The sequence below is a fragment of the Enterobacter sp. P82 genome, assembly GCF_037053385.1.
Classification (GTDB): Bacteria; Pseudomonadota; Gammaproteobacteria; order Enterobacterales; family Enterobacteriaceae; genus Enterobacter.
This window is the reverse complement of sequence record NZ_JBALHX010000001.1, coordinates 14,188-35,975: the sequence shown is the minus strand read 5'-3', so window position 1 is coordinate 35,975 and position 21,788 is coordinate 14,188. Positions and strand designations below refer to the sequence as shown.

Below are 21,788 nucleotides of genomic sequence, written 5' to 3'. Positions count from 1 at the left end.
TTATTGATTTTTCCGGCTCAGGGGCAATTCGATACGGAAGCAAACATCCGAACGTTGGTCCGTGACAATGTTTAGCTCACCCTGCATGCGTCGTATACAGTCCCGGGCGATGCTCAAGCCCAGACCACTTCCTTTAACTGCACCTTTACGCTGATGACTCCCCTGGAAAAAGGGCTCGAATATCATGGCTTTTTCGTCATCGGGGATCGGGGTGCCGGTATTAGCGACGTCAATAAACACCCGTGAACCATTCGTGTAACTCCGGATATAAATGTTACCGGATTCAGTACCATAGTGCACCGCATTGGAGTAAAGATTATCCAGAACGCTCATTAACAGCATGGGTTCAGCCAGGCACGCTGGTGCATTCAGTTCTACACCGGTATGCATCATTTTAGCTCTTGCTGGCAAGCTATGAGCGGAGATCACCATATCCACCAGCGGCTCAATCTCGACGTTTTCCAGTACAACCGCGCCATCAGCCAGCTTGCGGTTGTAATCCAGCAGTTGCTCAATCAGCTTTTGCAGATTGCGGCTGCTGGCATCAAGGATCTCGACAATCTCTTTCTGTTCCGTGGTCAGCGGCCCGGCCACTTCGTCCGCCAGCAGTTCCGTGCCCTCACGCATGCTGGCCAGTGGCGTTTTAAGCTCATGGGAAATATGGCGCAGAAACTGATGACGCTGAGATTCGAGCCATGCCAGACGTTCAGACAGCCACATAATACGCTGGCCTACGGACCGCAACTCACGCGGACCTTTAAAGGCGACCGTATCACCGAGCGATTTTCCCTCTCCCAGACGGTTAATCATACGCTGAATGCCCTTCACCGGGCCGATGATCATGCGTGTAAAGAGCAGAACCAGCCCGAGACTCACCAGGAACAGCACCAGCGCCTGCCAGCCGAAGAACTGTCCACGTTCGGCAATCTCTTGCTGCAGTTGCTGCCCGCGCGAGAAAATCACGGTACGCGTTGACTGAACCATCTCGGTGTTGGCGCTGGCAAAGGCCTCCAGGCGCGCGGCGGCAGTCGTATCCGGACCGCTATTTTTACACTGTAGCTGAGCAAGGTCGTTCAGATCCTGACGTAACGCTTTATACAGGTTGTCATCCGGCAACACCCCTGCGTGGGCATCCAGCATCTCGCTATAGCGTTTACGCTGATTCTGATACACCTTTTCCAGCGTACGATCGTCGAGCACACAGTACTGGCGATAGCTACGCTCCATCTCCAGCGCGGCATTGGTCATCGCTTCACTGCGCCTGGCGTCGATGAGCGTCGTGCGGTTAGTCAACGCCGCCTGAGCACTCAAGGCATTGAGACTTTGCCACGCCTGCCAGGCAAGGATAAGTAATGGCAGCAGGATCAGCAGGAAGGCCATCATGACAAGCTGTCGCAGGGAGCGGGGAAAAACGGGCCAGCGTTTCAACGCATTACTCTCTTAGTGGGGGTTTACGCAGAGCGTAACTGAGTCTGCCCTTCAGATACAACAAAGCCGGGTAAAAACCCGGCTTTGTTATGGAATGAGGCGGTGCCTAACTCGACGTTTCGCCCTGGCCTGATAAAGCATCGCTATGATCAGTAGTTGGACGGCAGGCACCTTTTTGTGCGTCATTCGAAGTTTATGTAGCGCGTCCCGAAGGGGCTGACATAAGAGGGTGAATGAGCCACTGGTTAATATTATGCAACAGCCGTGCCAGAATGCAAAACTAAAAATTAACTCATTGATATATATTGCTTTTACTCGTTTACGGTGTTAATTGCCTGCTGAATGATTTCCAGGCTAAGTGTCGCTATTAAGCAACACCTTAACGGGGAACTTTCATGTTATAAACAAATCAATAAGTTAAATGTCTCCATTTGGAGACACCACTTTTACTGCGTTGTCGCGGTTTTGCGACAGGTATAAAAAAGCCCGGTGGCGCTTCCGCTCACCGGGCCTGCATTCATTTTATTGCTTAACCCAACTGTTTACGCGCGTTGCGGAAAATACGCATCCACGGGCTGTCCTCGCCCCAGTTTTCCGGGTGCCAGGAGTTGCTCACGGTACGGAATACACGCTCCGGGTGCGGCATCATGATGGTTGCACGACCGCTTTCGCTGGTAACAGCAGTGATACCGTTTGCCGAACCGTTCGGGTTGGCCGGGTAGGTTTGAGTGACCTTACCGAAGTTATCGACAAAGCGCAGCGCCACCAGGCCTTTGCTCTCAAGCTGTGCCAGATGTGCAGCGTCACGCACTTCAACCTGACCTTCGCCGTGAGAGACCGCGATTGGCATCTGCGAACCGACCATGCCCTGCAGCAGCAGAGAAGGACTCTGAGTCACTTCCACCAGGCTAAAACGCGCTTCGAAGCGGTCAGACTGGTTACGCACAAAGCGCGGCCAGGCTTCACTGCCCGGGATCAGCTCACGCAGGTTGGACATCATCTGGCAACCGTTGCACACGCCCAGCGCCAGGGTTTGCGGGCGGTGGAAGAAGGTTTCGAATTCGTCACGCACGCGATTGTTGAACAGAATGGACTTCGCCCAACCTTCACCCGCGCCCAGCACGTCGCCGTAGGAGAAGCCACCGCACGCCACCAGCGCCTGGAAATCTTCCAGACCGGTACGGCCTGCCAGCAGGTCGCTCATGTGAACGTCGATGGCATCAAAGCCCGCGCGGTGGAAGGCCGCGGCCATCTCAACGTGGGAGTTAACGCCCTGCTCACGCAGCACGGCCACTTTCGGACGCGCGCCAGTCGCAATGTACGGCGCAGCAACATCTTCGTTGATGTCGAAGGAGAGTTTCACGTTCAGGCCTGGATCGTTGTCATTCGCCTTCGCGTTATGCTCCTGATCGGCACATTCCGGGTTGTCGCGCAGACGCTGCATCTGCCAGGTGGTTTCTGCCCACCACATACGTAGCGTGGTGCGGCTCTCGCTGAACACGGCGTGACCGTCTGCTTCAATGACGAAGCGGTCGCCCTGAACGGCTTTACCCAGATAGTGCACGCAGTTTGCCAGACCGTGCTTCGCCAGAATCTCTTCAACCGCGTCGCGATCTGCCGCACGTACCTGAATTACCGCACCCAGCTCTTCGTTAAACAGCGCCGCCAGATGGTCTTCGCCCAGAGAGGCAATATTCGCTTCCACACCACAGTGGCCGGTGAAGGCCATTTCTGCCAGCGTCACCAGCAGACCGCCGTCGGAACGGTCGTGGTAGGCCAGCAGCTTACGCTGCGCAACCAGCGCCTGGATGGCATCGTAGAAGCCTTTTAACTGCGCCACATCGCGCACGTCAGCTGGTTTATCGCCCAGCTGACGGTAAACCTGCGCCAGCGCGGTCGCACCCAGCGCGTTGTTGCCTTTACCCAGGTCAATCAGCAACAGGGCGTTGTCTTCGGTCACGAGTTGCGGCGTAACGGTATGACGAACGTCTTCCACGCGAGCAAAGGCGGAGATAATCAGCGACAGCGGAGAGGTGATCTCGCGCTGCTCGTTGCCTTCCTGCCAGCGGGTCTTCATCGACATAGAGTCTTTACCCACCGGAATGGTCAGACCCAGCGCAGGGCACAGCTCTTCACCCACCGCTTTTACCGCTTCATACAAGCCTGCGTCTTCACCCGGGTGACCAGCAGCGGCCATCCAGTTCGCAGAAAGTTTGATACGTTTGATATCGCCAATCTGGGTTGCAGCGATGTTAGTCAGAGCTTCACCGACAGCCATACGAGCAGAGGCCGCGAAGTCCAGCAGCGCCACCGGGGTACGTTCGCCCAGCGCCATTGCTTCGCCGTAGTAGCTGTCGAGGCTCGCGGTGGTCACGGCGCAGTTAGCGACCGGGATCTGCCACGGACCGACCATCTGATCGCGCGATACCATGCCGGTCACGGTACGGTCGCCGATGGTCACGAGGAAGGTTTTCTCTGCCACGGCTGGCAGGTGCAGCACACGGTTGACCGCTTCCGCAACGGTAATGCCCTGACGATCCAGCGCTTTTCCTGCCGCTTTACGGGTTTCAACATCGCGGGTCATCTTCGGCGTTTTACCGAGCAGAACGTCCAGCGGCAGATCGATCGGCTGGTTGTCAAAGTGGCTATCGCTTAAGGAGAGGTGCAGTTCTTCGGTCGCTTCACCAATAACGGCATACGGCGCGCGCTCGCGGCGGCACAGCTCGTCAAACAGCGGTAATTGATCCGCTGCAACGGCCAGAACATAACGTTCCTGAGATTCGTTACACCAGATTTCCAGCGGGCTCATACCCGGCTCATCGCTCAGGATGTCGCGCAGGTTGAAACGGCCACCGCGACCGCCGTCGCTCACCAACTCCGGCATGGCGTTAGACAAACCGCCCGCGCCCACATCGTGAATAAACAGAATTGGGTTAGCTTCACCCAGCTGCCAGCAACGGTCGATCACTTCCTGGCAACGACGCTCCATTTCAGGGTTGTCGCGCTGCACGGAAGCAAAGTCGAGATCCGCATCGGACTGACCAGAGGTCATAGAAGAAGCTGCCCCGCCGCCCAGGCCGATGTTCATTGCCGGGCCGCCCAGCACGATCAGCTTCGCGCCCACGACGATCTCGCCTTTCTGCACGTGATCGGCGCGAATGTTGCCGATCCCACCCGCCAGCATGATCGGTTTGTGGTAGCCGCGCAGCTCTTCGCCGTTGTGGCTGTCCACCTTCTCTTCATAAGTACGGAAGTAACCATTCAGCGCCGGACGACCAAATTCGTTGTTAAACGCCGCGCCGCCCAGTGGGCCTTCGGTCATGATATCCAGCGCGGTTACAATGCGCTCTGGCTTACCGAAATCTTCTTCCCACGGCTGTTCAAAGCCCGGGATGCGCAGGTTGGAAACGGAGAAACCGACCAGACCGGCTTTTGGTTTTGCACCGCGGCCCGTTGCACCTTCATCACGGATTTCACCGCCGGAACCGGTCGCCGCACCCGGCCACGGGGAGATCGCAGTCGGGTGGTTATGGGTTTCAACTTTCATCAGGATGTGCGCAGGTTCCTGATGGAAGTCATAGCGCCCTGCTTCGCGATCGGCGAAGAAGCGGCCCACCTCGGAGCCTTCCATTACCGCGGCATTGTCTTTATAGGCAGACAGCACGTGGTCAGGGGTTTTCTCCATGGTGTTTTTAATCATTTTGAACAGCGACTTCGGCTGCTGTTCGCCGTCAATAATCCAGTCGGCGTTGAAAATCTTGTGACGACAGTGTTCAGAGTTGGCCTGCGCGAACATATAGAGTTCAATGTCATTCGGATTGCGGTTCAGCTTAACAAACGCATCCTGCAGATAATCAATTTCGTCTTCTGCCAGTGCCAGGCCAAGACGCAGGTTCGCGTCAATCAGTGCCTGGCGCCCCTGCCCCAGCAAATCCACGCTCTGTACCGGCGCAGGCTGATGGTGGGAGAATAGCTTCTGCGCGTCATCGAGAGAGGCGAAAACACTCTCCATCATGCGGTCATGAAGCTCAGCTGCAACCGCCTGCCACTGTTCTTCGCTCAGGGTAGAAGCTTCCACATAGTACGCCACGCCGCGTTCCAGACGGTTAATCTGGCTCAGGCCACAGTTGTGGGCGATGTCGGTGGCTTTGGAAGACCAGGGGGAGATGGTGCCCGGACGCGGCGTCGCAAGGATCAGTTTGCCGGTTGGCGTATGGCTGCTCAGACTTGGGCCATACTTCAGCAGGCGTTCCAGCTGTACGCGCTCCTCAGCATTCAGAGGGGCATTCAGGTCAGCAAAATGGACATACTCAGCGTAAATATTGCTTACCGGAAGGTCGGCCGCCTGAAAACGTGCCAGCAGTTTGTTAATACGGAAGGCAGACAGTGCAGGCGAACCACGCAGAATTTCCATCATAAGTCTCTCGTCTTCGAAGCGCCGGGGCGCTTACAGTGTGCGCAAGGGGGGAAAACGGGCGTCATTATAGAGAATCCTGAGCGCCGACGAAACCGTTTGCGTCGAAATAAAATCTGCGCAGACATTTAACAATAGATGTGACCTGTCTCTCTAATGGGTTGCCAAGTGGCGCAAGTTTACGCAAAATGCCGCTCATTCAATGGCAAACCTTATTATTAACATGGCTACAGCAAACTGAGGCAACCGGCGTCGCAGAGAATTAACTAATTGAAAAAATTAAAGATTAATTATCTGCTCATCGGCATTGTGACGTTGCTGCTGGCAGTGGCCCTCTGGCCTTCCATCCCCTGGTTCGGCAAAGCCGAAAACCGTATCGCCGCCATAAAGGAGCGGGGGGAATTGCGCGTCAGTACCCTAAACTCTCCGCTGATCTACAGCGACATCAACGGCAAAGTTATTGGTCTGGATTACGAACTGGCCCAACAGTTCGCCGATTATCTTGGCGTAAAGCTTAAAGTTACCGTCCGCCAGAATATCAACCAGCTGTTTGATGACCTCGATAACGATGATGCCGATATGCTCGCGGCCGGGCTGGTGTATAACAGCGAGCGCAGCAAGAACTATCAGCCAGGCCCGACCTACTACTCCGTTTCGCAGCAACTGGTCTACCGTGTCGGAAGCGTTCGCCCGCGCACGCTTGCTACCATTAACGATCAACAACTGACGATTGCCCCCGGCCATGTGGTGATTGACGATCTGCGTGAGCTCAAGGAGAAGAAATTCCCGGACCTGAGCTGGACAGTCGATCCTAAACTCGGCACAACGGAACTGCTGGAACAGGTTAAAGATCAGAAACTGCCCTATACCATCGCTGATTCAGTCGCGATCAGTCTTTTCCAGCGCGTTCACCCTGAGATCGCCGTGGCGCTGGACGTCACCGACGAACAACCCGTTACCTGGTTTAGCCAGCTTGATGACGATCAGACCCTTTCTGCGGCGATGCTCGATTTCTTCAACACCATCAATGAAGACGGTACCCTGGCGCGTCTGGAGGAGAAGTATCTTGGCCACGGTGACGACTTTGACTATGTCGACACCCGTAGCTTCCTGCGCGCGGTAGACAGTGTCCTGCCAGACCTGCAGCCGTTGTTCGAAAAATACGCCCAGGAAATTGACTGGAAACTGCTGGCGGCTATCTCCTATCAGGAATCTCATTGGGATACCCAGGCCACGTCGCCCACGGGCGTACGCGGTTTAATGATGCTAACCAAAAATACCGCCCTGAGCCTGGGGGTGAATGACCGTACCGATGCCGAACAGAGCATCAGCGGTGGTGCGCGCTATCTGCAGGATATGATGACCAAGGTACCGGAAACAGTGCCGGAAGAAGAGCGGATCTGGTTCGCGCTGGCCGCCTACAACATGGGTTATGCGCATATGCTTGATGCGCGAGCGCTGACGGCGAAAACGAAAGGTAACCCGGACAGCTGGTCAGACGTTAAACAGCGGTTGCCACTGCTGAGCCAGAAACCCTGGTACAACAAGCTGACATATGGCTACGCACGTGGACATGAGGCTTACGCCTACGTGGAAAATATCCGTAAATATCAGATAAGCCTGGTAGGATACCTGCTGGAGAAAGAGAAAGAAGCGGCAGAGGCAAAACAGCTGGCTCAAAGTTACCCGGTTGTGGCACCGGATGAACTTAATCGTCCGACAACTTCAGTTCTGCCTTTTGTTGCTTTTTCTGCTGCCGGCGCATTCGAAAGAAATCACTTAGTAGCCCCGAACACTCTGGTGCAAGCACCCCGCCGATAGTCTTGACCTGATGGTTCATCCCCGGGTGTCCCAGAACATCCATCAGTGAGCCAGCCGCGCCGGTTTTTTCATCCCGCGCGCCAAAGACAAGCGTGCCAATACGGCTGTGTACCATCGCACCAGAACACATCACGCACGGCTCAAGCGTCACGTACAGCGTGGTGTCGAGCAGGCGATAGTTTTGCAACACCAGCCCACCTTGTCGAAGCGCCATGATTTCGGCGTGAGCAGTGGGATCGTGACGGCCAATCGGGCGATTCCAGCCTTCTCCAATCACCTGGTTGTTGTAAACCAGCACGGCACCCACGGGAACCTCGCCCTCTTCCCAGGCACGTTGAGCCAGCGTTAGCGCGTGGCGCATCCAGTATTCATGATTGTGTTCAGGATTGGACAAGGGTTGATACTCCGGTCTTAAAGCGGGCGGCATTATACACACCCTCCAGAGAGAAGACTATTCGAGTTGCTGAAGTTCCCCCACCGGCGTGACACGCCAGCGATGCTGACAAAAATAGAGCAGCGGATTGTCCTGTTTGCTGTCACTGTAGCCGCTGTAAAGACGCAGCGGTGTACCGATGCGTTTCTCCAGTTGCACCACTTTTTCATGCCCCAGGCAACGCAGGGTGAGCACCCAACCGCCATAACCGCGAGCAATCTGTGTGGCGATTAGATTCACCCGAGGTAGCCATGGGGTATCAAAATAGACCTGCTCAACCAGCGTCTGCGGTGAACCGGTAATCAGCCAGATATCGGCATCGTTCGCATCGAGATAGCTGGTGAGACGCGCCTGAACGACAGGAAACGCGGCAACATGACCGCGAAACCAGTGTGCAAAATCCTGTTCGAGCTGTTTGAGTCGCGATTCACTGTGGCCAAACGTGCATCCCCACAACAGCAGACTCATCGGCCATCGCGCTGCCCGGCCTTTCACCAGCAACGCGATGCCAATCACGGGTAAGAGCGGTAATACGAGCAGTGCATTCAGAGGCTGACGCCGCAACAGGTAGCGCATAAACGTACCAAACATATCCTGCTGATGCAGCGTTCCATCCAGGTCGAAAAAGACAACGCGACGCTCGTAATTTGCCAAACCTTACTCCTCTGGATCGTTGAATCCTAACAGCCAGGTAAACAGGAACCCGGCTATCACTGCTACTAAATAGCCTAACAGATAGAGCATCACTTTTCCGGTCACGATGGTCAACGCCAGCGGTAAACCGGACAGTCCAAAAGTGATAACAGTGGCGACTTTCCAGTAGCTGATGAGTGCTCCACCTACCGCCCCCCCCAGACAGGCAGCGAGGAAGGGTTTACCCAGCGGCAGCGTGACGCCAAAAATCAGCGGTTCCCCAATACCAAGCAAACCGACCGGAAGTGCGCCTTTAATCACTTTTTTCAGGCGCATATTACGGGTTTTCATCAGCACGGCGATGGCCGCACCAACTTGCCCCACGCCTGCCATAGAGAGGATAGGCAGAAGCGCGTTGTAACCGTGCGTCTGCACCAGCTCGACATGGATCGGCACCAGCCCCTGATGCAGACCGGTCAGCACTAATGGCAGGAAAGTGCCAGACAACACCGCCCCCACCAACAGGCCGCCGCGATCGATAGCCAATGACGCGCCATGGGCAATCGCTTCTGAGATCCAGCCGCCCAGGGGTTGCAGTGCAACAATCGCCACACTGCCGGTGATAAGTGTAGTCAGCAGTGGATTGAGGATAAGCTCAATTGATCCGGGCAAAAGAGCACGCAATTTTTTCTCGACCCAGCACATCAGGATCACCACCAGCAGTACAGCAATCACCCCTCCGCGCCCCGGCTGAAGCGCCTCGCCAAACAGGGTTATCTGTGCCAGTTGTGGGCTGGATAAAATCCCCGCCATCACCCCGCCCATGGTCATCGAGCCACCAAACACCTTAGCCGTGTTCACCCCAACCAGAATGTTCATGATGGCAAACACTGCGCTACCGAATATCCCGAGAATACCCAGCAGATTCGGATACTGAGTGGCAAAATTACCAACAATATCCGGGCGCTTGAGGATGTTAATGATCCCGGTGATCAAACCAGAAGCAATGAACGCTGGGATCAACGGAATAAAGACGTTTGCCAGCTGGCGCAGCGCATCGCTCATCGGGGCTTTGTATTTGGCCTTCGCCTGCGCTTTGGTACGTTCAGCATCGTCAATCGACACGCTTGCTCCGCTACCCATCAGTGCACGCATGGCATCGACCACCTGTGCCGCTTTCCCCGGCCCGACGATCAACTGGTGCTGTTGCCCCTGTTTCACGTAGCCGCTGACGCCGGAAAGTTGCTTCAGACGCGGCACATCAAGCTGGTCATCGTTATGCACTTCAACCCGCACACGCGTCATGCAGTTTTCCAGACGCTGAATATTTTCTTCCCCACCAATTCCCTGCAGGATATTGCTGGCGAGCGCTGCTGTTTTATCCATACACGCCTCTGTTAGTTTTCTAATGCCGCCCGTAAGAACCCATTATGCGCAGTGAGTTTGGCTCTCGCGGCCGCAGCGTCCAGCCCACTTAAGATCATCAGAATGGCCGGTTTAACATCGTGATCGGTTTGTTTGAGTACAGCTTCCGCCTCTTCACGGCTTGCACCCGTCGCTTCCATCACCATGCGACAGGCTCTGTCCACTAACTTGATGTTGGTCGCCTGCATATCCACCATCAGGTTCTGGTAAACCTTGCCGAACTTCACCATTGCACCGGTGGAGATCATATTGAGCACCAGCTTTTGTGCGGTCCCGGATTTCAGGCGCGTGGAGCCAGTCAGCGCTTCCGGCCCTACAACCGGGGAAATAGCAATGGCAGCGACCTGTGCAATCGGAGAGCCTGGATTACAGGAGATGGCTACCGTTGTGCAGCCGGCCTGGTTGGCGTATTCCAGCCCGCCAATGACGTACGGCGTGCGTCCGGATGCCGCCAGCCCGACCACCAGATCCTTCGCTGTCAGATTCAGAGCCTTCAGGTCTTCCTCACCCAGCTGTTTGTTATCTTCCGCCCCTTCAACGGCTTTCAGCAGCGCACCTGGACCACCGGCAATCAACCCGACCACCAGACCGTGTGGAACACCAAACGTCGGTGGGCATTCGGACGCATCCAGCACGCCAAGACGCCCGCTGGTTCCGGCCCCCATATAAATAATACGACCACCCGCCTTCAGTGCTTCCGCCGCGGCATCGACAGCTTTCGCCACCTCAGGTAATGTCTCTTTCACTGCCTGCGCGACCAGCGTATCCTGTTGATTAAAACGGCTAACCAGCTCAAGGGTGGAAAGTGCATCCAGATCCATGGTTTGCGGGTTACGCGTTTCTGAAACAAGTGAGCCAAGATTCATGTTTTGTACCTCAGGAATTTTTAATTCATAATAATCACACTATAATGGAATATAAAATTCATTCAGGCGAGCAAAATTCGTATTTGCGCAGATAATCACATTTTCGCCAGGAGAACCTATGAACTGTTTAATTCGTATTCGCCAGCGGTATGCAGGCTTTGCTCAAAGCGACAAAAAGCTGGCGGATTTTCTGCTTTCTCAGCCCGATCACGCCCGCCATCTCAGCTCGCAGCAACTGGCGAGTGAAGCCGGTGTGAGTCAATCAAGCGTGGTGAAATTTGCCCAGAAGATTGGCTTTAAGGGCTTTCCCGCCCTCAAACTGGCGATTAGCGAAGCGCTGGTGAGCAATCCCAATCCGCAGTCGATGCCCGTACATAACCAGATCCGTGGTGATGACCCGATGCGTCTGGTTGGGGAAAAGCTGATTAAAGAGAATGTCGCGGCCATGCATGCGACGCTTGATGTGAACACGGAAGAGAAACTGCTGGAGAGCGTGGCGATGCTACGTGCAGCACGGCGTATCATTTTGACCGGAATTGGCGCATCCGGCCTGGTGGCACGTAATTTTGGCTGGAAGCTAACCAAAATCGGTTATAACGCCATTGTCGAGCAGGATATGCACGCCCTGCTGGCGACTGTACAGGCGATGGATCCTGACGATCTGCTACTGGCAATCTCCTATTCCGGTGAGCGTCGTGAAATCAATATGGCGACCGACGAAGCCCTGCGTGTCGGAGGTAAAATTCTGGCAATCACCGGTTTTACTCCGAATGCCCTGCAACAGCGGGCAACGCGCTGCTTATATACTATTGCCGAAGAGCAGGCCACGCGCAGTGCGGCTATCTCGTCCACCAGTGCGCAAATGATGCTGACCGATCTGCTGTTTATGGCGCTGGTGCAGCAGGATCTGGAACACGCACCCGAGCGCATTCGCCACAGCGAAGAACTGGTCAAGAAACTGGTTTGACGCGTATAATGCCCGCCCAGTTTGTGTTGTTTCTGAGAATTTCCTGATGGCGCTGTTAATTACCAAAAAATGCATCAATTGCGATATGTGCGAACCCGAATGCCCGAACCAGGCGATTTCAATGGGCGACAGCATTTATGAGATTAACAGCGACCGCTGCACCGAATGCATCGGCCACTATGAGACGCCGACCTGTCAGAAAGTGTGCCCGATCCCCAATACCATCCTGAAAGATCCGGCACACGTCGAGAGCGAAGAGCAGCTATGGGATAAGTTTGTCCTGATGCATCATGCGGACAAACTTTAACTTTCGATGATCACCGTTGCGCTTGCATAGTGGCGTTCATCCGCGATCGTCACGTGCATATGGTTCACGCCCAGCCTTTCCGCTAGCTTTTGCGCCTCCCCCCATAAACGCAGGCGCGGTTTACCCAGTTCGTCGTTAAACACTTCAAACTGGTTAAATGCCAGACCATTTCGAATACCAGTCCCGAAGGCTTTGGCTGCCGCCTCTTTTACCGCAAAGCGCTTGGCCAGAAAACGCACCGGTTGCTGATGCGCTTCCCAGATGGCCCATTCGTTATCGCTTAGCACACGCCTTGCCAGGCGCTCGCCGCTACGGGCGATCACCGCTTCAATACGGGCTATTTCAACGATATCCGTGCCTAAGCCCAGAATGGCCATTACTTGCGCGCTTCCAGCATCAGGCGTTTCATCTCTGATACCGCCTCTTTCAGGCCACTCATCACTGCACGGCCAATAATCGCATGGCCGATATTCAGCTCATGCATTTCCGGCAGGGCGGCGATGGCTTTTACGTTGTGGTAGGTGAGGCCATGCCCGGCATTAACCTTCAGGCCCAGGCTTGAGGCATACGTGGCAGCTTTGGCGATGCGCTCCAGCTCTTTAGCCTGCTCTGCATCGCTTTCAGCATCAGCATAACAACCGGTATGAATTTCGATATACGGTGCCCCCACATCGGCTGCCGCTTTGATCTGGGTGAAATCGGCGTCGATAAACAGAGAAACCAGGATGCCGGCATCGGCCAGACGTTTGCAGGCATCGCGCATTTTGTCGAGCTGCCCTGCAACATCCAGACCGCCTTCGGTCGTCACTTCCTGACGCTTTTCCGGTACCAGGCAGCAGAAATGGGGTTTAGTCTCGCAGGCAATCGCCAGCATCTCTTCCGTGACGGCCATCTCCAGATTCATACGGGTATCCAGCGTCTGACGCAGAATACGTACGTCGCGATCGGTGATATGGCGACGGTCTTCACGCAAATGAACGGTAATGCCGTCGGCGCCAGCCTGTTCGGCGATAAATGCCGCCTGAACCGGGTCAGGATAAGCCGTGCCGCGCGCATTACGCAGTGTGGCGATATGATCAATGTTGACGCCTAACAGTAATTCAGCCATGACAATCCTCGGTTTTCTTTTGGTTCTGTCTCTAACGTTTCGGCATAAACTGCCTGAATAATTCGCGGCTCTTTAAGGGCTTGCCGCCAAGATACGGCTTGAGGGCAATGCGGGTAAAGCGTTTTGCAGCGCGCAGTGTGTCCTGATCGGGAAACTCGCGCTCATACAGCGCCCGGAGATGACGACCGGTAAACGTGCTGTTATCGATTACGACGCTGGCAATAAAACCTTTTTCTTCCCGATAACGGTAGGTCATTGTGTCCTCAACCTCGTCTCCGCTCCCCGCACAATGCAGAAAATCGACGCCATATCCCAGATGTCCCAGCAGCGCCAGTTCGAAACGACGCAGCGCAGGTTCGGGGGTACCGGTGGTACCCGCCAGCGCCTGAATACAGTGCAGATAATCGAAGAAAAGTTCAGAGAAGCGAGTCTCATGTTCAAGAACGCGCGAGATGAGTTCGTTGATATACAAACCGCTGTACAGCGTGATACCAGAAAGAGGAAGTGCCAGAGAGACGGCTTCGGCACTGCGCAGGGTTTTGACCTCCCCTCGCCCACCAAAACGAACCAGTAAGGGAGTGAAAGGCTGTAAGGCACCTTTCAGGTTAGAACGTTTGGAACGTGCGCCTTTCGCAACAAGGCGCACGCGGCCCGACTCTTCCGTGAAGACGTCCAGCATAAGGCTGGTTTCGCTCCAGGGACGACTATGCAGGACAAAGGCACGCTGCCATCCATCCATCATACTCGTCGTCTTGAGTTATTGGTCTTCGCCGTAACCGAGGCTGCGCAGAGCACGCTCGTCATCGGCCCAGCCAGATTTCACTTTCACCCACAGTTCCAGGTGAACCGGGGCTTCAAACATCTCCTGCATGTCTTTGCGGGCTTCAATGCCGATGGTTTTAATCTTGGCACCTTTGTTGCCAATGACCATCTTCTTCTGCCCTTCACGCTCAACGAGGATCAGGCCATTGATATCATAACCGCCGCGCTCGTTGCTCTGGAAACGTTCAATTTCTACCGTCACGGAGTATGGCAGCTCAGCACCGAGGAAACGCATCAGCTTTTCACGGATGATCTCAGAGGCCATAAAACGCTGGGAGCGATCGGTAACGTACTCTTCCGGGAAGTGATGGATCGCTTCCGGCAGATGCTTACGCACGATGCCCGCGATGGTATCCACATTCAGACCAGTTTCGGCAGACAACGGTACGATATCGAGGAAATTCATCTGACTACCGAGCCACTGCAGATGCGGCAGCAGGTCAGCCTTCTCTTGTACGTTGTCCACTTTGTTGACCGCGAGGATGACCGGTGTTTTACCGTCACGCAGTTTATTCAGTACCATTTCGTCGTCCGGCGTCCAGCGGGTGCCTTCAACAACGAAAATGACCAGCTCTACGTCGCCAATCGAGCTGCTCGCCGCCTTGTTCATCAGGCGGTTAATGGCGCGCTTCTCTTCCATGTGCAGACCCGGGGTATCGACATAAATCGCCTGATACGCGCCTTCAGTATGGATGCCGACGATGCGGTGACGCGTAGTCTGCGCCTTACGCGAGGTGATAGAAATCTTCTGCCCGAGCAGATTATTCAGCAGCGTAGATTTGCCGACGTTCGGACGTCCGACGATGGCAATAAATCCGCAATAGGTTTTTTCTTCGCTCATTCCAGCTCCAGCATTTTCAACGCCTGTTCGGCGGCAGCCTGTTCAGCCTTACGACGGCTAGAACCTGTGCCCACCACCGGTTCACTCAGGCCACTGACCTGGCAATGGATGGTAAATTCCTGATCGTGCGCTTCGCCACGCACCTGCACCACCAGATAGGATGGCAGCGGGAGATGGCGACCCTGCAAATATTCCTGCAAGCGCGTTTTCGGATCTTTTTGTTTATCGCCCGGACTGATTTCGTCCAGACGGGTCTGATACCAGTTCAGGATCAGTTTTTCTACGGTCTGGATATCGCTGTCCAGGAACACGCCACCGATTAATGCTTCGACCGTATCGGCAAGAATAGATTCACGACGGAAGCCGCCGCTTTTCAGTTCACCCGGCCCAAGACGCAGACATTCGCCCAGTTCAAATTCGCGCGCGATTTCCGCAAGGGTATTGCCCCGAACCAGCGTGGCACGCATGCGGCTCATATCACCTTCATCCACACGGGGGAAACGATGATAAAGCGCATTCGCAATCACGAAACTTAAAATAGAGTCACCTAAAAATTCGAGGCGCTCATTATGTTTGCTGCTGGCACTGCGATGGGTTAATGCCTGTTGCAACAACTCCTGATGATGAAAAGTGTAGCCCAGCTTCCGTTGAAGCCGATTAATTACGATGGGGTTCATGCGATACCAATAAATGAATGCGTCAAAAATGCAGCACACGAAACCGACCTGAGAAAACCAACGCGGTTTCGTGTGCCGTGGCACCCTTGCAGGGCCAACCTTAAACTTCGGGGGAATATTCTATACACAACGACAGGGGATGTCGTTAGTTCGAAGAGATTTATCGCTGAAATAATTCACGTAGCCGCTAATTAAAGCGGCTACGCGTTCATTTAATGAGAATTAATGGATTCCGCCAATACGATTCAGGCGTACGCCGGTCGGCCATTCGCCTTCCTGCTTCTCAAAACTCATCCAGATTGCGGTCGCTTTACCCACCAGATTCGCTTCAGGTACAAAGCCCCAGTAACGGCTGTCCGCAGAATTATCGCGGTTATCACCCATCATGAAGTAGTGTCCCGGAGGCACTATCCAGCTTGCCAGCTGCTGACCCGGTTGTTTGTAATACATACCCAACTGATCCTGCGCAATCGGCACGGTCAGGATACGGTGCGTAACATCACCCAGCGTCTCTTTACGCTCAACCAGACGAATACCGTTCTCTTTGGTTTCGTCTTTTGGTACCTGGAAGAACCCGCTGGTCGCCTCACCGCCGTTACGACGGGCAAAGGTCTGGACAAAATCACTTGGCTCAACGTTTGAGTAGGTGATTGGCAGCGCGTTCTCACACGCCGTACCGGAACTGCAGCCCGGCTGAACGGTAACTTCTTTCGCAACCGGATCGTAAGTGACCTTATCACCCGGCAGACCCACCGCACGCTTAATGTAGTCCAGGCGCGGATCTTCCGGATATTTGAACACCACGATGTCGCCACGTTTCGGATGACCCGTTTCGATCAGCGTTTTCTGGTAGATAGGATCTTTGATGCCGTAGGCAAACTTCTCTACCAGAATAAAATCACCAATCAGCAGCGTTGGCATCATTGAACCTGACGGGATCTGGAACGGTTCGTAAATAAACGAACGTACCACCAGCACAATCGCCAGCACCGGGAATACCGAGGCTCCTGTTTCCAGCCAGCCCGGTTTCGGGCCGACTTTCTTCAGCGTTTTCGCATCCAGCTGATCACCTGTGGCTGCCTGAGCGGCAGCCTGACGTTCACGGCGTTTTGGGGCGAAGATAAACTTATCCAGACACCACAACAGACCGGTCACCAGGGTAGCAATGACCAGGATCAGGGCAAACATGTTCGCCATGCCAACTCCTTAGGGTTATTTGCTGTCTTTACCAACATGAAGGATGGCAAGGAATGCTTCCTGCGGCAGCTCGACGTTACCGACCTGCTTCATACGCTTCTTACCTTCTTTCTGCTTCTGCAGCAGCTTTTTCTTACGGCTGACGTCACCGCCATAGCATTTAGCCAGAACGTTTTTACGCAGCTGTTTTACAGTGGAACGCGCGATAATGTGGTTGCCAATGGCAGCCTGAATCGCGATATCAAACTGCTGACGCGGGATCAGGTCTTTCATCTTCTCAACCAGCTCGCGGCCACGATATGGCGCGTTGTCGTTGTGGGTGATCAGTGCCAGCGCGTCCACGCGCTCGCCGTTAATCAGCACGTCCACACGGACCATGTTGGAGGCCTGGAAGCGTTTGAAGTTGTAATCCAGTGACGCATAGCCACGAGAGGTAGACTTCAGACGATCGAAGAAGTCGAGTACCACTTCCGCCATTGGGATTTCATAGGTCAGCGCCACCTGGTTACCGTGGTAAACCATGTTGGTCTGCACACCACGCTTCTCGATACACAGCGTAATGACGTTACCCAGGAACTCCTGCGGCAGCAGCATGTGACACTCAGCAATCGGCTCGCGCAGCTCGTGAATGTTGTTCAGCGGTGGAAGCTTGGACGGGCTGTCGACGTAGATCACTTCTTTCGAGGTGGTTTCAACTTCATAGACTACGGTCGGTGCAGTGGTGATCAGATCCAGATCGTATTCACGCTCCAGACGCTCCTGAATGATCTCCATGTGCAGCAGGCCGAGGAAGCCACAGCGGAAGCCGAAGCCCAGCGCCGTTGAGCTCTCTGGCTCGTAGAACAGTGAGGCATCGTTCAGGCTAAGCTTACCGAGTGCATCGCGGAAGTTTTCGTAGTCGTCGGAGCTGACCGGGAACAGACCCGCGTAAACCTGCGGTTTCACCTTTTTAAAACCTGGCAGCGCTTTATCTGCCGGGTTACGTGCACCCGTCAGGGTATCGCCTACTGGCGCGCCGAGGATGTCTTTGATTGCGCAGACCAGCCAGCCTACCTCGCCGCATTTCAGCTCGGTACGGTCAACCTGTTTTGGCGTGAAGATGCCCAGACGATCCGCGTTGTAGACTTGCCCGGTACTCATTACCTTGATTTTGTCGCCTTTACGCATGGTGCCGTTTTTAATACGCACCAGGGAGACAACGCCAAGGTAGTTATCAAACCAGGAGTCGATGATCAGCGCCTGCAGCGGGCCTTCCGGGTCACCTTCTGGGGCCGGAATATCACGAACCAGACGTTCCAGAACATCGGTCACGCCCACGCCCGTTTTAGCGGAGCAGCGTACTGCATCAGTCGCGTCGATACCGACAATATCTTCAATCTCTTCCGCTACGCGCTCAGGATCAGCGGCTGGCAGGTCGATCTTATTCAGAACCGGCACAACTTCGAGATCCATTTCCATCGCGGTGTAGCAGTTTGCCAGGGTCTGGGCTTCTACGCCCTGCCCGGCATCCACCACCAGCAGCGCGCCTTCACAGGCTGCCAGCGAGCGTGATACTTCATAGGAGAAGTCAACGTGGCCTGGGGTGTCGATAAAGTTTAACTGGTAGGTTTCACCATCAGCCGCTTTGTAATCCAGCGTGACGCTCTGCGCTTTAATGGTGATACCGCGTTCGCGTTCCAGGTCCATGGAGTCCAGAACCTGGGCTTCCATTTCACGATCAGACAGGCCACCGCAAATCTGGATAATACGGTCAGACAGCGTCGACTTACCGTGGTCAATGTGAGCAATGATCGAAAAGTTACGTATGTTCTTCATATAGTTAAATAATTATGCCTTACGAATTCCTGGAGGCCGCTGTTCTTAGCCTGACGTTTTTCAGTGCGAAAACGCAGCATTCTACACTACATCCTCGCTACCTGGAAATGCACTTAGAGACAGGTATAGCGTGAAGAAAGTACGTTTTCTGTTTTAGGACGTAAATAATGATAAAGCCCGATGGATCACCGGGCCTCAGAAGAGAGCGTCTCAACACGAAGCTGGTCTGGCGCCAGCCCAACGCTGAGAATGACAGGTTGCCACTCTTCGCGGGCAGCAAGCTTCGGAGATAAACCTTTGGCAAGCCAGAATCCTCCTGCGCCACCTAAAGCGGCACCGCACATGGCGGCCACATCAGTACTAAACAACGACTGAAATATGCCGCCCATGATAAACAGTCCGACCAGCGGGGAGAGATAAACCAACATGGCCGAACTGAGCAGGCTGCCTTCCGCAATCCCCAACTCCACCTTCTGTCCCGCCATCAACGGCTGTTCGCTTGGCACAGAAATCGTGTGCGACGTTTGTGGCCCGAGCTTATTCAGCACGCGACTGCCGCAGCCGGCTCTGGACGCGCAACTATTACATGATGCTTTGACATCGCAGCTCACCAGCGCAATGCCGTTATGCCACGATACAACCGTAGCCCACTCTTTAATCATTGTGCGGCCCTGAATTTTATGCTGTCAGAAATGCGTTTTGCCGTCTGCGGAGGTAACTCACCCACAATCGTGATCTCTGCGTTATCGCGTACCGTGGTGCTGACAGTACGACGTCCGGTACGAAGCATTTGTTCAGAACTGTTTGCCGTTGCGCGGTTGATATTCACCGAGAAGCTGAATAATCCATCGGAATAAAGACGCGATTCAACGGGAGTCTCAATGGTTGGCAACTGACGACGGCTGCTTGAGACTTCGCTAAACCCTTGTGGGATCCAGGAAGGTACCCAGTTGAAATTAACGGAGTCACCCGCCGGAACAGAAAGCAGTGGCGGCAGACTGGCTTTAGCCAGATTCTGCATGCTGTTTCCAACCTGATTGTTCACATTGAAGGAGATAACGCGGAACTGTTCCAGCGTTTCACCGTCACGGTCAAGCAGGTCTACACGCATCGGAAGTTTGGTTTCTGCGTCAATCCAGACGATATAGCTGTAGCGTGTTCCGTCCCGGGCAACAACGCGGATCACCTCGCACAATCTGTCCGCAATGCGCGTACGCCCTACCGAAATAAAATCGTAATATGGGGCAAGCCGCTTAAAGTCGGTGTAAATAAGTGACGGCAGAGAATCAACGATATAGTCGCCATTCAGCGTGAAAGGCTCCAGACCAGGCTCGAAATAACTGATTTCGTTACCACGCTGAACAACTTCCCGACGCGGGCCATCCATCTGTAAAAGCTGGGCGAGCGGCTGGTTATCAAGACGGGCATGTCGATAGCGTAACGACTCGACGCCCTGCTTATTGATGCTGATAAATGCCAACTCATAATTGAGTGACTGGCTAGCCTGATTCATTTGCTGCAACAACGCCCCGGATGAAACATCAGCCGAGGCGTTGGCAGAGAAGAACAGGCTACCCGCCATCAGAGACATGGCGAACCAAAGTTGCTTCATTACTGCGATTGCGTTCCTAAAGTTTGGTTTCCGGGCACCTGCACAGCAGCTTGCTGTGTTTGTGCCTGCTCAAACTGAAGCTGTTCAGAGTGCAGACGACGCTGCAACTCATAATCCTGCAACATCGCATTAATGCGACGGCGCTGCTCCTGAACCTGCTGTTGCTGGCCGCCGCTGGCGGAGGCATCAGCCGGTACACCCAGACTCACCGGGCTGGCTTTGCCCATCATCGGCAGTGTGTTAAACACTGGCGCTTCTGGCTGCTGATTAGTTTCAGACTGAGTATTATAGTGCTGGACGCCAACGATAACTGCAAGCGATACACATGCAGCCACCCCCATTTGGGTGAGCTGGCTAGCCCATGGACGCACCTTCTGCCAGAACGGCATTTTCTGCCACTGGTGAGGCGCTGGTTGAGCTTCAGGAATCAGCGGAGTGGTCTGATGAACAGGCTCATTCTCAATGGCCGCCATCACGCGGGCTGAGATATCGAAATGGAGAACCTCGCCGGTGTCACCACGAAGAGTGTCACGGATGAGATGGTAACTCTCCCAAGTCTCTTGCATTTCGGGAGAATGAGACAGCTCGTTGAGCAGCTCACTATCCAGCGTTTCACCATCCATTAAAGCGGAAAGTTTTTCTTTCTGCATGCCTAATACCTTTTCCAGTATCCCGCTATCGTCAACGCCTGATAAGCGGTTGAACTTTATTATCAATAGCTTCTCGCGCACGGAAAATTCGTGAACGTACCGTACCGACCGGACAATCCATGATAGCGGCTATCTCTTCATAGCTCAGACCATCCAGCTCCCGTAACGTAATTGCCATGCGTAAATCTTCCGGGAGCGACTCGATCGTGCGAAAAACAATTTGTCTCAGTTCTTCTGACAACATTAAGTTCTCAGGGTTCGAAATTTCTTTCAATGCGCCGCCACTTTCGAAGTTTTCGGCGTCGATTGCGTCCACATCACTTGAAGGTGGACGACGTCCCTGAGCGACCAGATAATTCTTTGCCGTATTGACCGCAATACGGTACAGCCAGGTATAAAAAGCACTATCCCCCCGGAAAGAATCCAGCGCGCGATAGGCCTTGATAAAAGACTCTTGTACCACATCAGGTACATCACCTGACGGTACATAACGGGAAACCAGGCTCGCCACTTTATGCTGGTAGCGCACCACCAGTAAGTTAAAGGCTTTCTGATCTCCCTTCTGGACCCGTTCAACCAGGACCTGGTCCGTTAACTGCTCGCTCATCCGAGGTAATGTCTCCCCAAACCTAAATTCCACGCGTTATCGAAACGCCACTCTAGAAATACCGCACTTTGAGCAAGCACCGAATTAGAGTGTCTGATCTTCAATAAGTTCCGTAACGCCTTTGTTTTTGTTCATCGCGCCGCAGACTGTTCATTTTCTCTCATT

The 21,788-nt window shown here is 54.2% G+C and carries 21 protein-coding genes; 3 read left to right on the top strand and 18 right to left on the bottom strand.

Annotation, left to right across the window (positions count from 1 at the left end; genetic code table 11):
• Entirely contained in the window at positions 1 to 1,428 is a 1,428-nt protein-coding gene (gene qseE, locus WB237_RS00170; protein WP_336209291.1) for a two component system sensor histidine kinase QseE/GlrK, read from the bottom strand.
• Between the two features lie 529 nt (positions 1,429 to 1,957).
• Complete coding sequence (gene purL / locus WB237_RS00165; protein WP_336209289.1) at positions 1,958 to 5,845, bottom strand: phosphoribosylformylglycinamidine synthase; 3,888 nt, start codon at positions 5,843 to 5,845, stop codon at positions 1,958 to 1,960.
• A gap of 267 nt (positions 5,846 to 6,112) precedes the next feature.
• On the opposite strand from purL, the gene mltF reads away from it, so the two are divergent.
• A complete protein-coding gene (gene mltF / locus WB237_RS00160; RefSeq protein ID WP_336209287.1) occupies positions 6,113 to 7,663 on the top strand; it encodes a membrane-bound lytic murein transglycosylase MltF in 1,551 nt (516 codons plus the stop codon).
• Here the strand turns inward: mltF and tadA are convergent.
• From tadA to murQ, 4 genes are read right to left on the bottom strand one after another with little or no spacing between them, the layout of a single operon-like run.
• The gene (gene tadA / locus WB237_RS00155) at positions 7,551 to 8,090 is read right to left on the bottom strand and encodes a tRNA adenosine(34) deaminase TadA (protein WP_032666645.1); all 540 of its coding nucleotides are present in this window, start codon (positions 8,088 to 8,090) and stop codon (positions 7,551 to 7,553) included. The genes mltF and tadA overlap by 113 nt on opposite strands.
• A 24-nt stretch (positions 8,091 to 8,114) precedes the next feature.
• Entirely contained in the window at positions 8,115 to 8,750 is a 636-nt protein-coding gene (gene yfhb, locus WB237_RS00150; RefSeq protein WP_028016066.1) for a phosphatidylglycerophosphatase C, read from the bottom strand.
• Between the two features lie 3 nt (positions 8,751 to 8,753).
• Positions 8,754 to 10,115, bottom strand: coding sequence for a PTS transporter subunit EIIC (locus WB237_RS00145; protein ID WP_336209284.1), 1,362 nt, complete (start codon positions 10,113 to 10,115; stop codon positions 8,754 to 8,756).
• 11 nt (positions 10,116 to 10,126) lie between these two features.
• Positions 10,127 to 11,020 carry an N-acetylmuramic acid 6-phosphate etherase gene (gene murQ, locus WB237_RS00140; protein ID WP_336209283.1) on the bottom strand — a complete coding sequence of 298 codons (894 nt, stop codon included), beginning with the start codon at positions 11,018 to 11,020 and terminating at the stop codon, positions 10,127 to 10,129.
• 118 nt (positions 11,021 to 11,138) lie between these two features.
• Here murQ and WB237_RS00135 point away from each other — a divergent pair, with 118 nt between their 5' ends.
• Both WB237_RS00135 and WB237_RS00130 read left to right on the top strand, forming a co-directional pair.
• Positions 11,139 to 11,987: a MurR/RpiR family transcriptional regulator gene (locus WB237_RS00135; protein WP_049005961.1), complete on the top strand. Its 849-nt coding sequence runs from the start codon at positions 11,139 to 11,141 to the stop codon at positions 11,985 to 11,987.
• Positions 11,988 to 12,033: 46 nt separating this feature from the next.
• A complete protein-coding gene (locus WB237_RS00130; protein WP_008502177.1) occupies positions 12,034 to 12,294 on the top strand; it encodes a YfhL family 4Fe-4S dicluster ferredoxin in 261 nt (86 codons plus the stop codon).
• Here WB237_RS00130 and acpS read toward each other — a convergent pair.
• The 12 genes from acpS to rseD all read right to left on the bottom strand — a co-directional run bounded on the left by acpS (position 12,291) and on the right by rseD (position 21,703).
• Positions 12,291 to 12,671: a holo-ACP synthase gene (gene acpS, locus WB237_RS00125; RefSeq protein ID WP_336209282.1), complete on the bottom strand. Its 381-nt coding sequence runs from the start codon at positions 12,669 to 12,671 to the stop codon at positions 12,291 to 12,293. The two genes, WB237_RS00130 and acpS, sit on opposite strands and share 4 nt — an antisense overlap.
• Entirely contained in the window at positions 12,671 to 13,402 is a 732-nt protein-coding gene (gene pdxJ, locus WB237_RS00120) for a pyridoxine 5'-phosphate synthase (RefSeq protein WP_336209281.1), read from the bottom strand. The genes acpS and pdxJ overlap by 1 nt, the downstream gene beginning before the upstream one ends.
• Positions 13,403 to 13,433: 31 nt before the next feature.
• Positions 13,434 to 14,141, bottom strand: coding sequence for a DNA repair protein RecO (gene recO, locus WB237_RS00115; protein ID WP_028016061.1), 708 nt, complete (start codon positions 14,139 to 14,141; stop codon positions 13,434 to 13,436).
• An 18-nt stretch (positions 14,142 to 14,159) separates the two neighbouring features.
• Positions 14,160 to 15,065 carry a GTPase Era gene (gene era / locus WB237_RS00110; protein WP_049005958.1) on the bottom strand — a complete coding sequence of 302 codons (906 nt, stop codon included), beginning with the start codon at positions 15,063 to 15,065 and terminating at the stop codon, positions 14,160 to 14,162.
• Complete coding sequence (rnc, locus tag WB237_RS00105; RefSeq protein ID WP_003860711.1) at positions 15,062 to 15,742, bottom strand: ribonuclease III; 681 nt, start codon at positions 15,740 to 15,742, stop codon at positions 15,062 to 15,064. The genes era and rnc overlap by 4 nt, the downstream gene beginning before the upstream one ends.
• A gap of 222 nt (positions 15,743 to 15,964) precedes the next feature.
• A complete protein-coding gene (lepB, locus tag WB237_RS00100; protein WP_129995173.1) occupies positions 15,965 to 16,939 on the bottom strand; it encodes a signal peptidase I in 975 nt (324 codons plus the stop codon).
• Between the two features lie 15 nt (positions 16,940 to 16,954).
• Complete coding sequence (lepA, locus tag WB237_RS00095) at positions 16,955 to 18,754, bottom strand: translation elongation factor 4 (RefSeq protein ID WP_336209280.1); 1,800 nt, start codon at positions 18,752 to 18,754, stop codon at positions 16,955 to 16,957.
• A 185-nt stretch (positions 18,755 to 18,939) separates the two neighbouring features.
• Positions 18,940 to 19,416: a SoxR-reducing system protein RseC gene (rseC, locus tag WB237_RS00090; RefSeq protein WP_336209279.1), complete on the bottom strand. Its 477-nt coding sequence runs from the start codon at positions 19,414 to 19,416 to the stop codon at positions 18,940 to 18,942.
• Complete coding sequence (rseB, locus tag WB237_RS00085) at positions 19,413 to 20,366, bottom strand: sigma-E factor regulatory protein RseB (RefSeq protein ID WP_049005955.1); 954 nt, start codon at positions 20,364 to 20,366, stop codon at positions 19,413 to 19,415. Before rseB ends, rseC begins: the two co-directional genes overlap by 4 nt.
• Complete coding sequence (rseA, locus tag WB237_RS00080) at positions 20,366 to 21,016, bottom strand: anti-sigma-E factor RseA (RefSeq protein ID WP_014832926.1); 651 nt, start codon at positions 21,014 to 21,016, stop codon at positions 20,366 to 20,368. Before rseA ends, rseB begins: the two co-directional genes overlap by 1 nt.
• A gap of 31 nt (positions 21,017 to 21,047) precedes the next feature.
• Positions 21,048 to 21,623: an RNA polymerase sigma factor RpoE gene (gene rpoE / locus WB237_RS00075; protein WP_006176728.1), complete on the bottom strand. Its 576-nt coding sequence runs from the start codon at positions 21,621 to 21,623 to the stop codon at positions 21,048 to 21,050.
• On the bottom strand, positions 21,620 to 21,703 hold the full coding sequence (rseD, locus tag WB237_RS23000; RefSeq protein WP_223605340.1) for a rpoE leader peptide RseD: 84 nt from the start codon (positions 21,701 to 21,703) through the stop codon (positions 21,620 to 21,622). The genes rpoE and rseD overlap by 4 nt, the downstream gene beginning before the upstream one ends.
• Positions 21,704 to 21,788 lie beyond the last annotated feature (85 nt).

Excerpts from the sequence above, each read along its gene's own strand:
- purL (WP_336209289.1), bottom strand. The coding sequence starts at position 5,845 with ATGATGGAAATTCTGCGTGGTTCGCCTGCACTGTCTGCCTTCCGTATT.
- tadA (WP_032666645.1), bottom strand. The coding sequence starts at position 8,090 with ATGCCGCCCGCTTTAAGACCGGAGTATCAACCCTTGTCCAATCCTGAA.
- WB237_RS00145 (WP_336209284.1), bottom strand. The coding sequence starts at position 10,115 with ATGGATAAAACAGCAGCGCTCGCCAGCAATATCCTGCAGGGAATTGGT.
- murQ (WP_336209283.1), bottom strand. The coding sequence starts at position 11,020 with ATGAATCTTGGCTCACTTGTTTCAGAAACGCGTAACCCGCAAACCATG.
- WB237_RS00135 (WP_049005961.1), top strand. The coding sequence starts at position 11,139 with ATGAACTGTTTAATTCGTATTCGCCAGCGGTATGCAGGCTTTGCTCAA.
- WB237_RS00130 (WP_008502177.1), top strand. The coding sequence starts at position 12,034 with ATGGCGCTGTTAATTACCAAAAAATGCATCAATTGCGATATGTGCGAA.
- acpS (WP_336209282.1), bottom strand. The coding sequence starts at position 12,671 with ATGGCCATTCTGGGCTTAGGCACGGATATCGTTGAAATAGCCCGTATT.
- pdxJ (WP_336209281.1), bottom strand. The coding sequence starts at position 13,402 with ATGGCTGAATTACTGTTAGGCGTCAACATTGATCATATCGCCACACTG.
- recO (WP_028016061.1), bottom strand. The coding sequence starts at position 14,141 with ATGGATGGATGGCAGCGTGCCTTTGTCCTGCATAGTCGTCCCTGGAGC.
- era (WP_049005958.1), bottom strand. The coding sequence starts at position 15,065 with ATGAGCGAAGAAAAAACCTATTGCGGATTTATTGCCATCGTCGGACGT.
- rnc (WP_003860711.1), bottom strand. The coding sequence starts at position 15,742 with ATGAACCCCATCGTAATTAATCGGCTTCAACGGAAGCTGGGCTACACT.
- lepB (WP_129995173.1), bottom strand. The coding sequence starts at position 16,939 with ATGGCGAACATGTTTGCCCTGATCCTGGTCATTGCTACCCTGGTGACC.
- lepA (WP_336209280.1), bottom strand. The coding sequence starts at position 18,754 with ATGAAGAACATACGTAACTTTTCGATCATTGCTCACATTGACCACGGT.
- rseC (WP_336209279.1), bottom strand. The coding sequence starts at position 19,416 with ATGATTAAAGAGTGGGCTACGGTTGTATCGTGGCATAACGGCATTGCG.
- rseB (WP_049005955.1), bottom strand. The coding sequence starts at position 20,366 with ATGAAGCAACTTTGGTTCGCCATGTCTCTGATGGCGGGTAGCCTGTTC.
- rseA (WP_014832926.1), bottom strand. The coding sequence starts at position 21,016 with ATGCAGAAAGAAAAACTTTCCGCTTTAATGGATGGTGAAACGCTGGAT.
- rpoE (WP_006176728.1), bottom strand. The coding sequence starts at position 21,623 with ATGAGCGAGCAGTTAACGGACCAGGTCCTGGTTGAACGGGTCCAGAAG.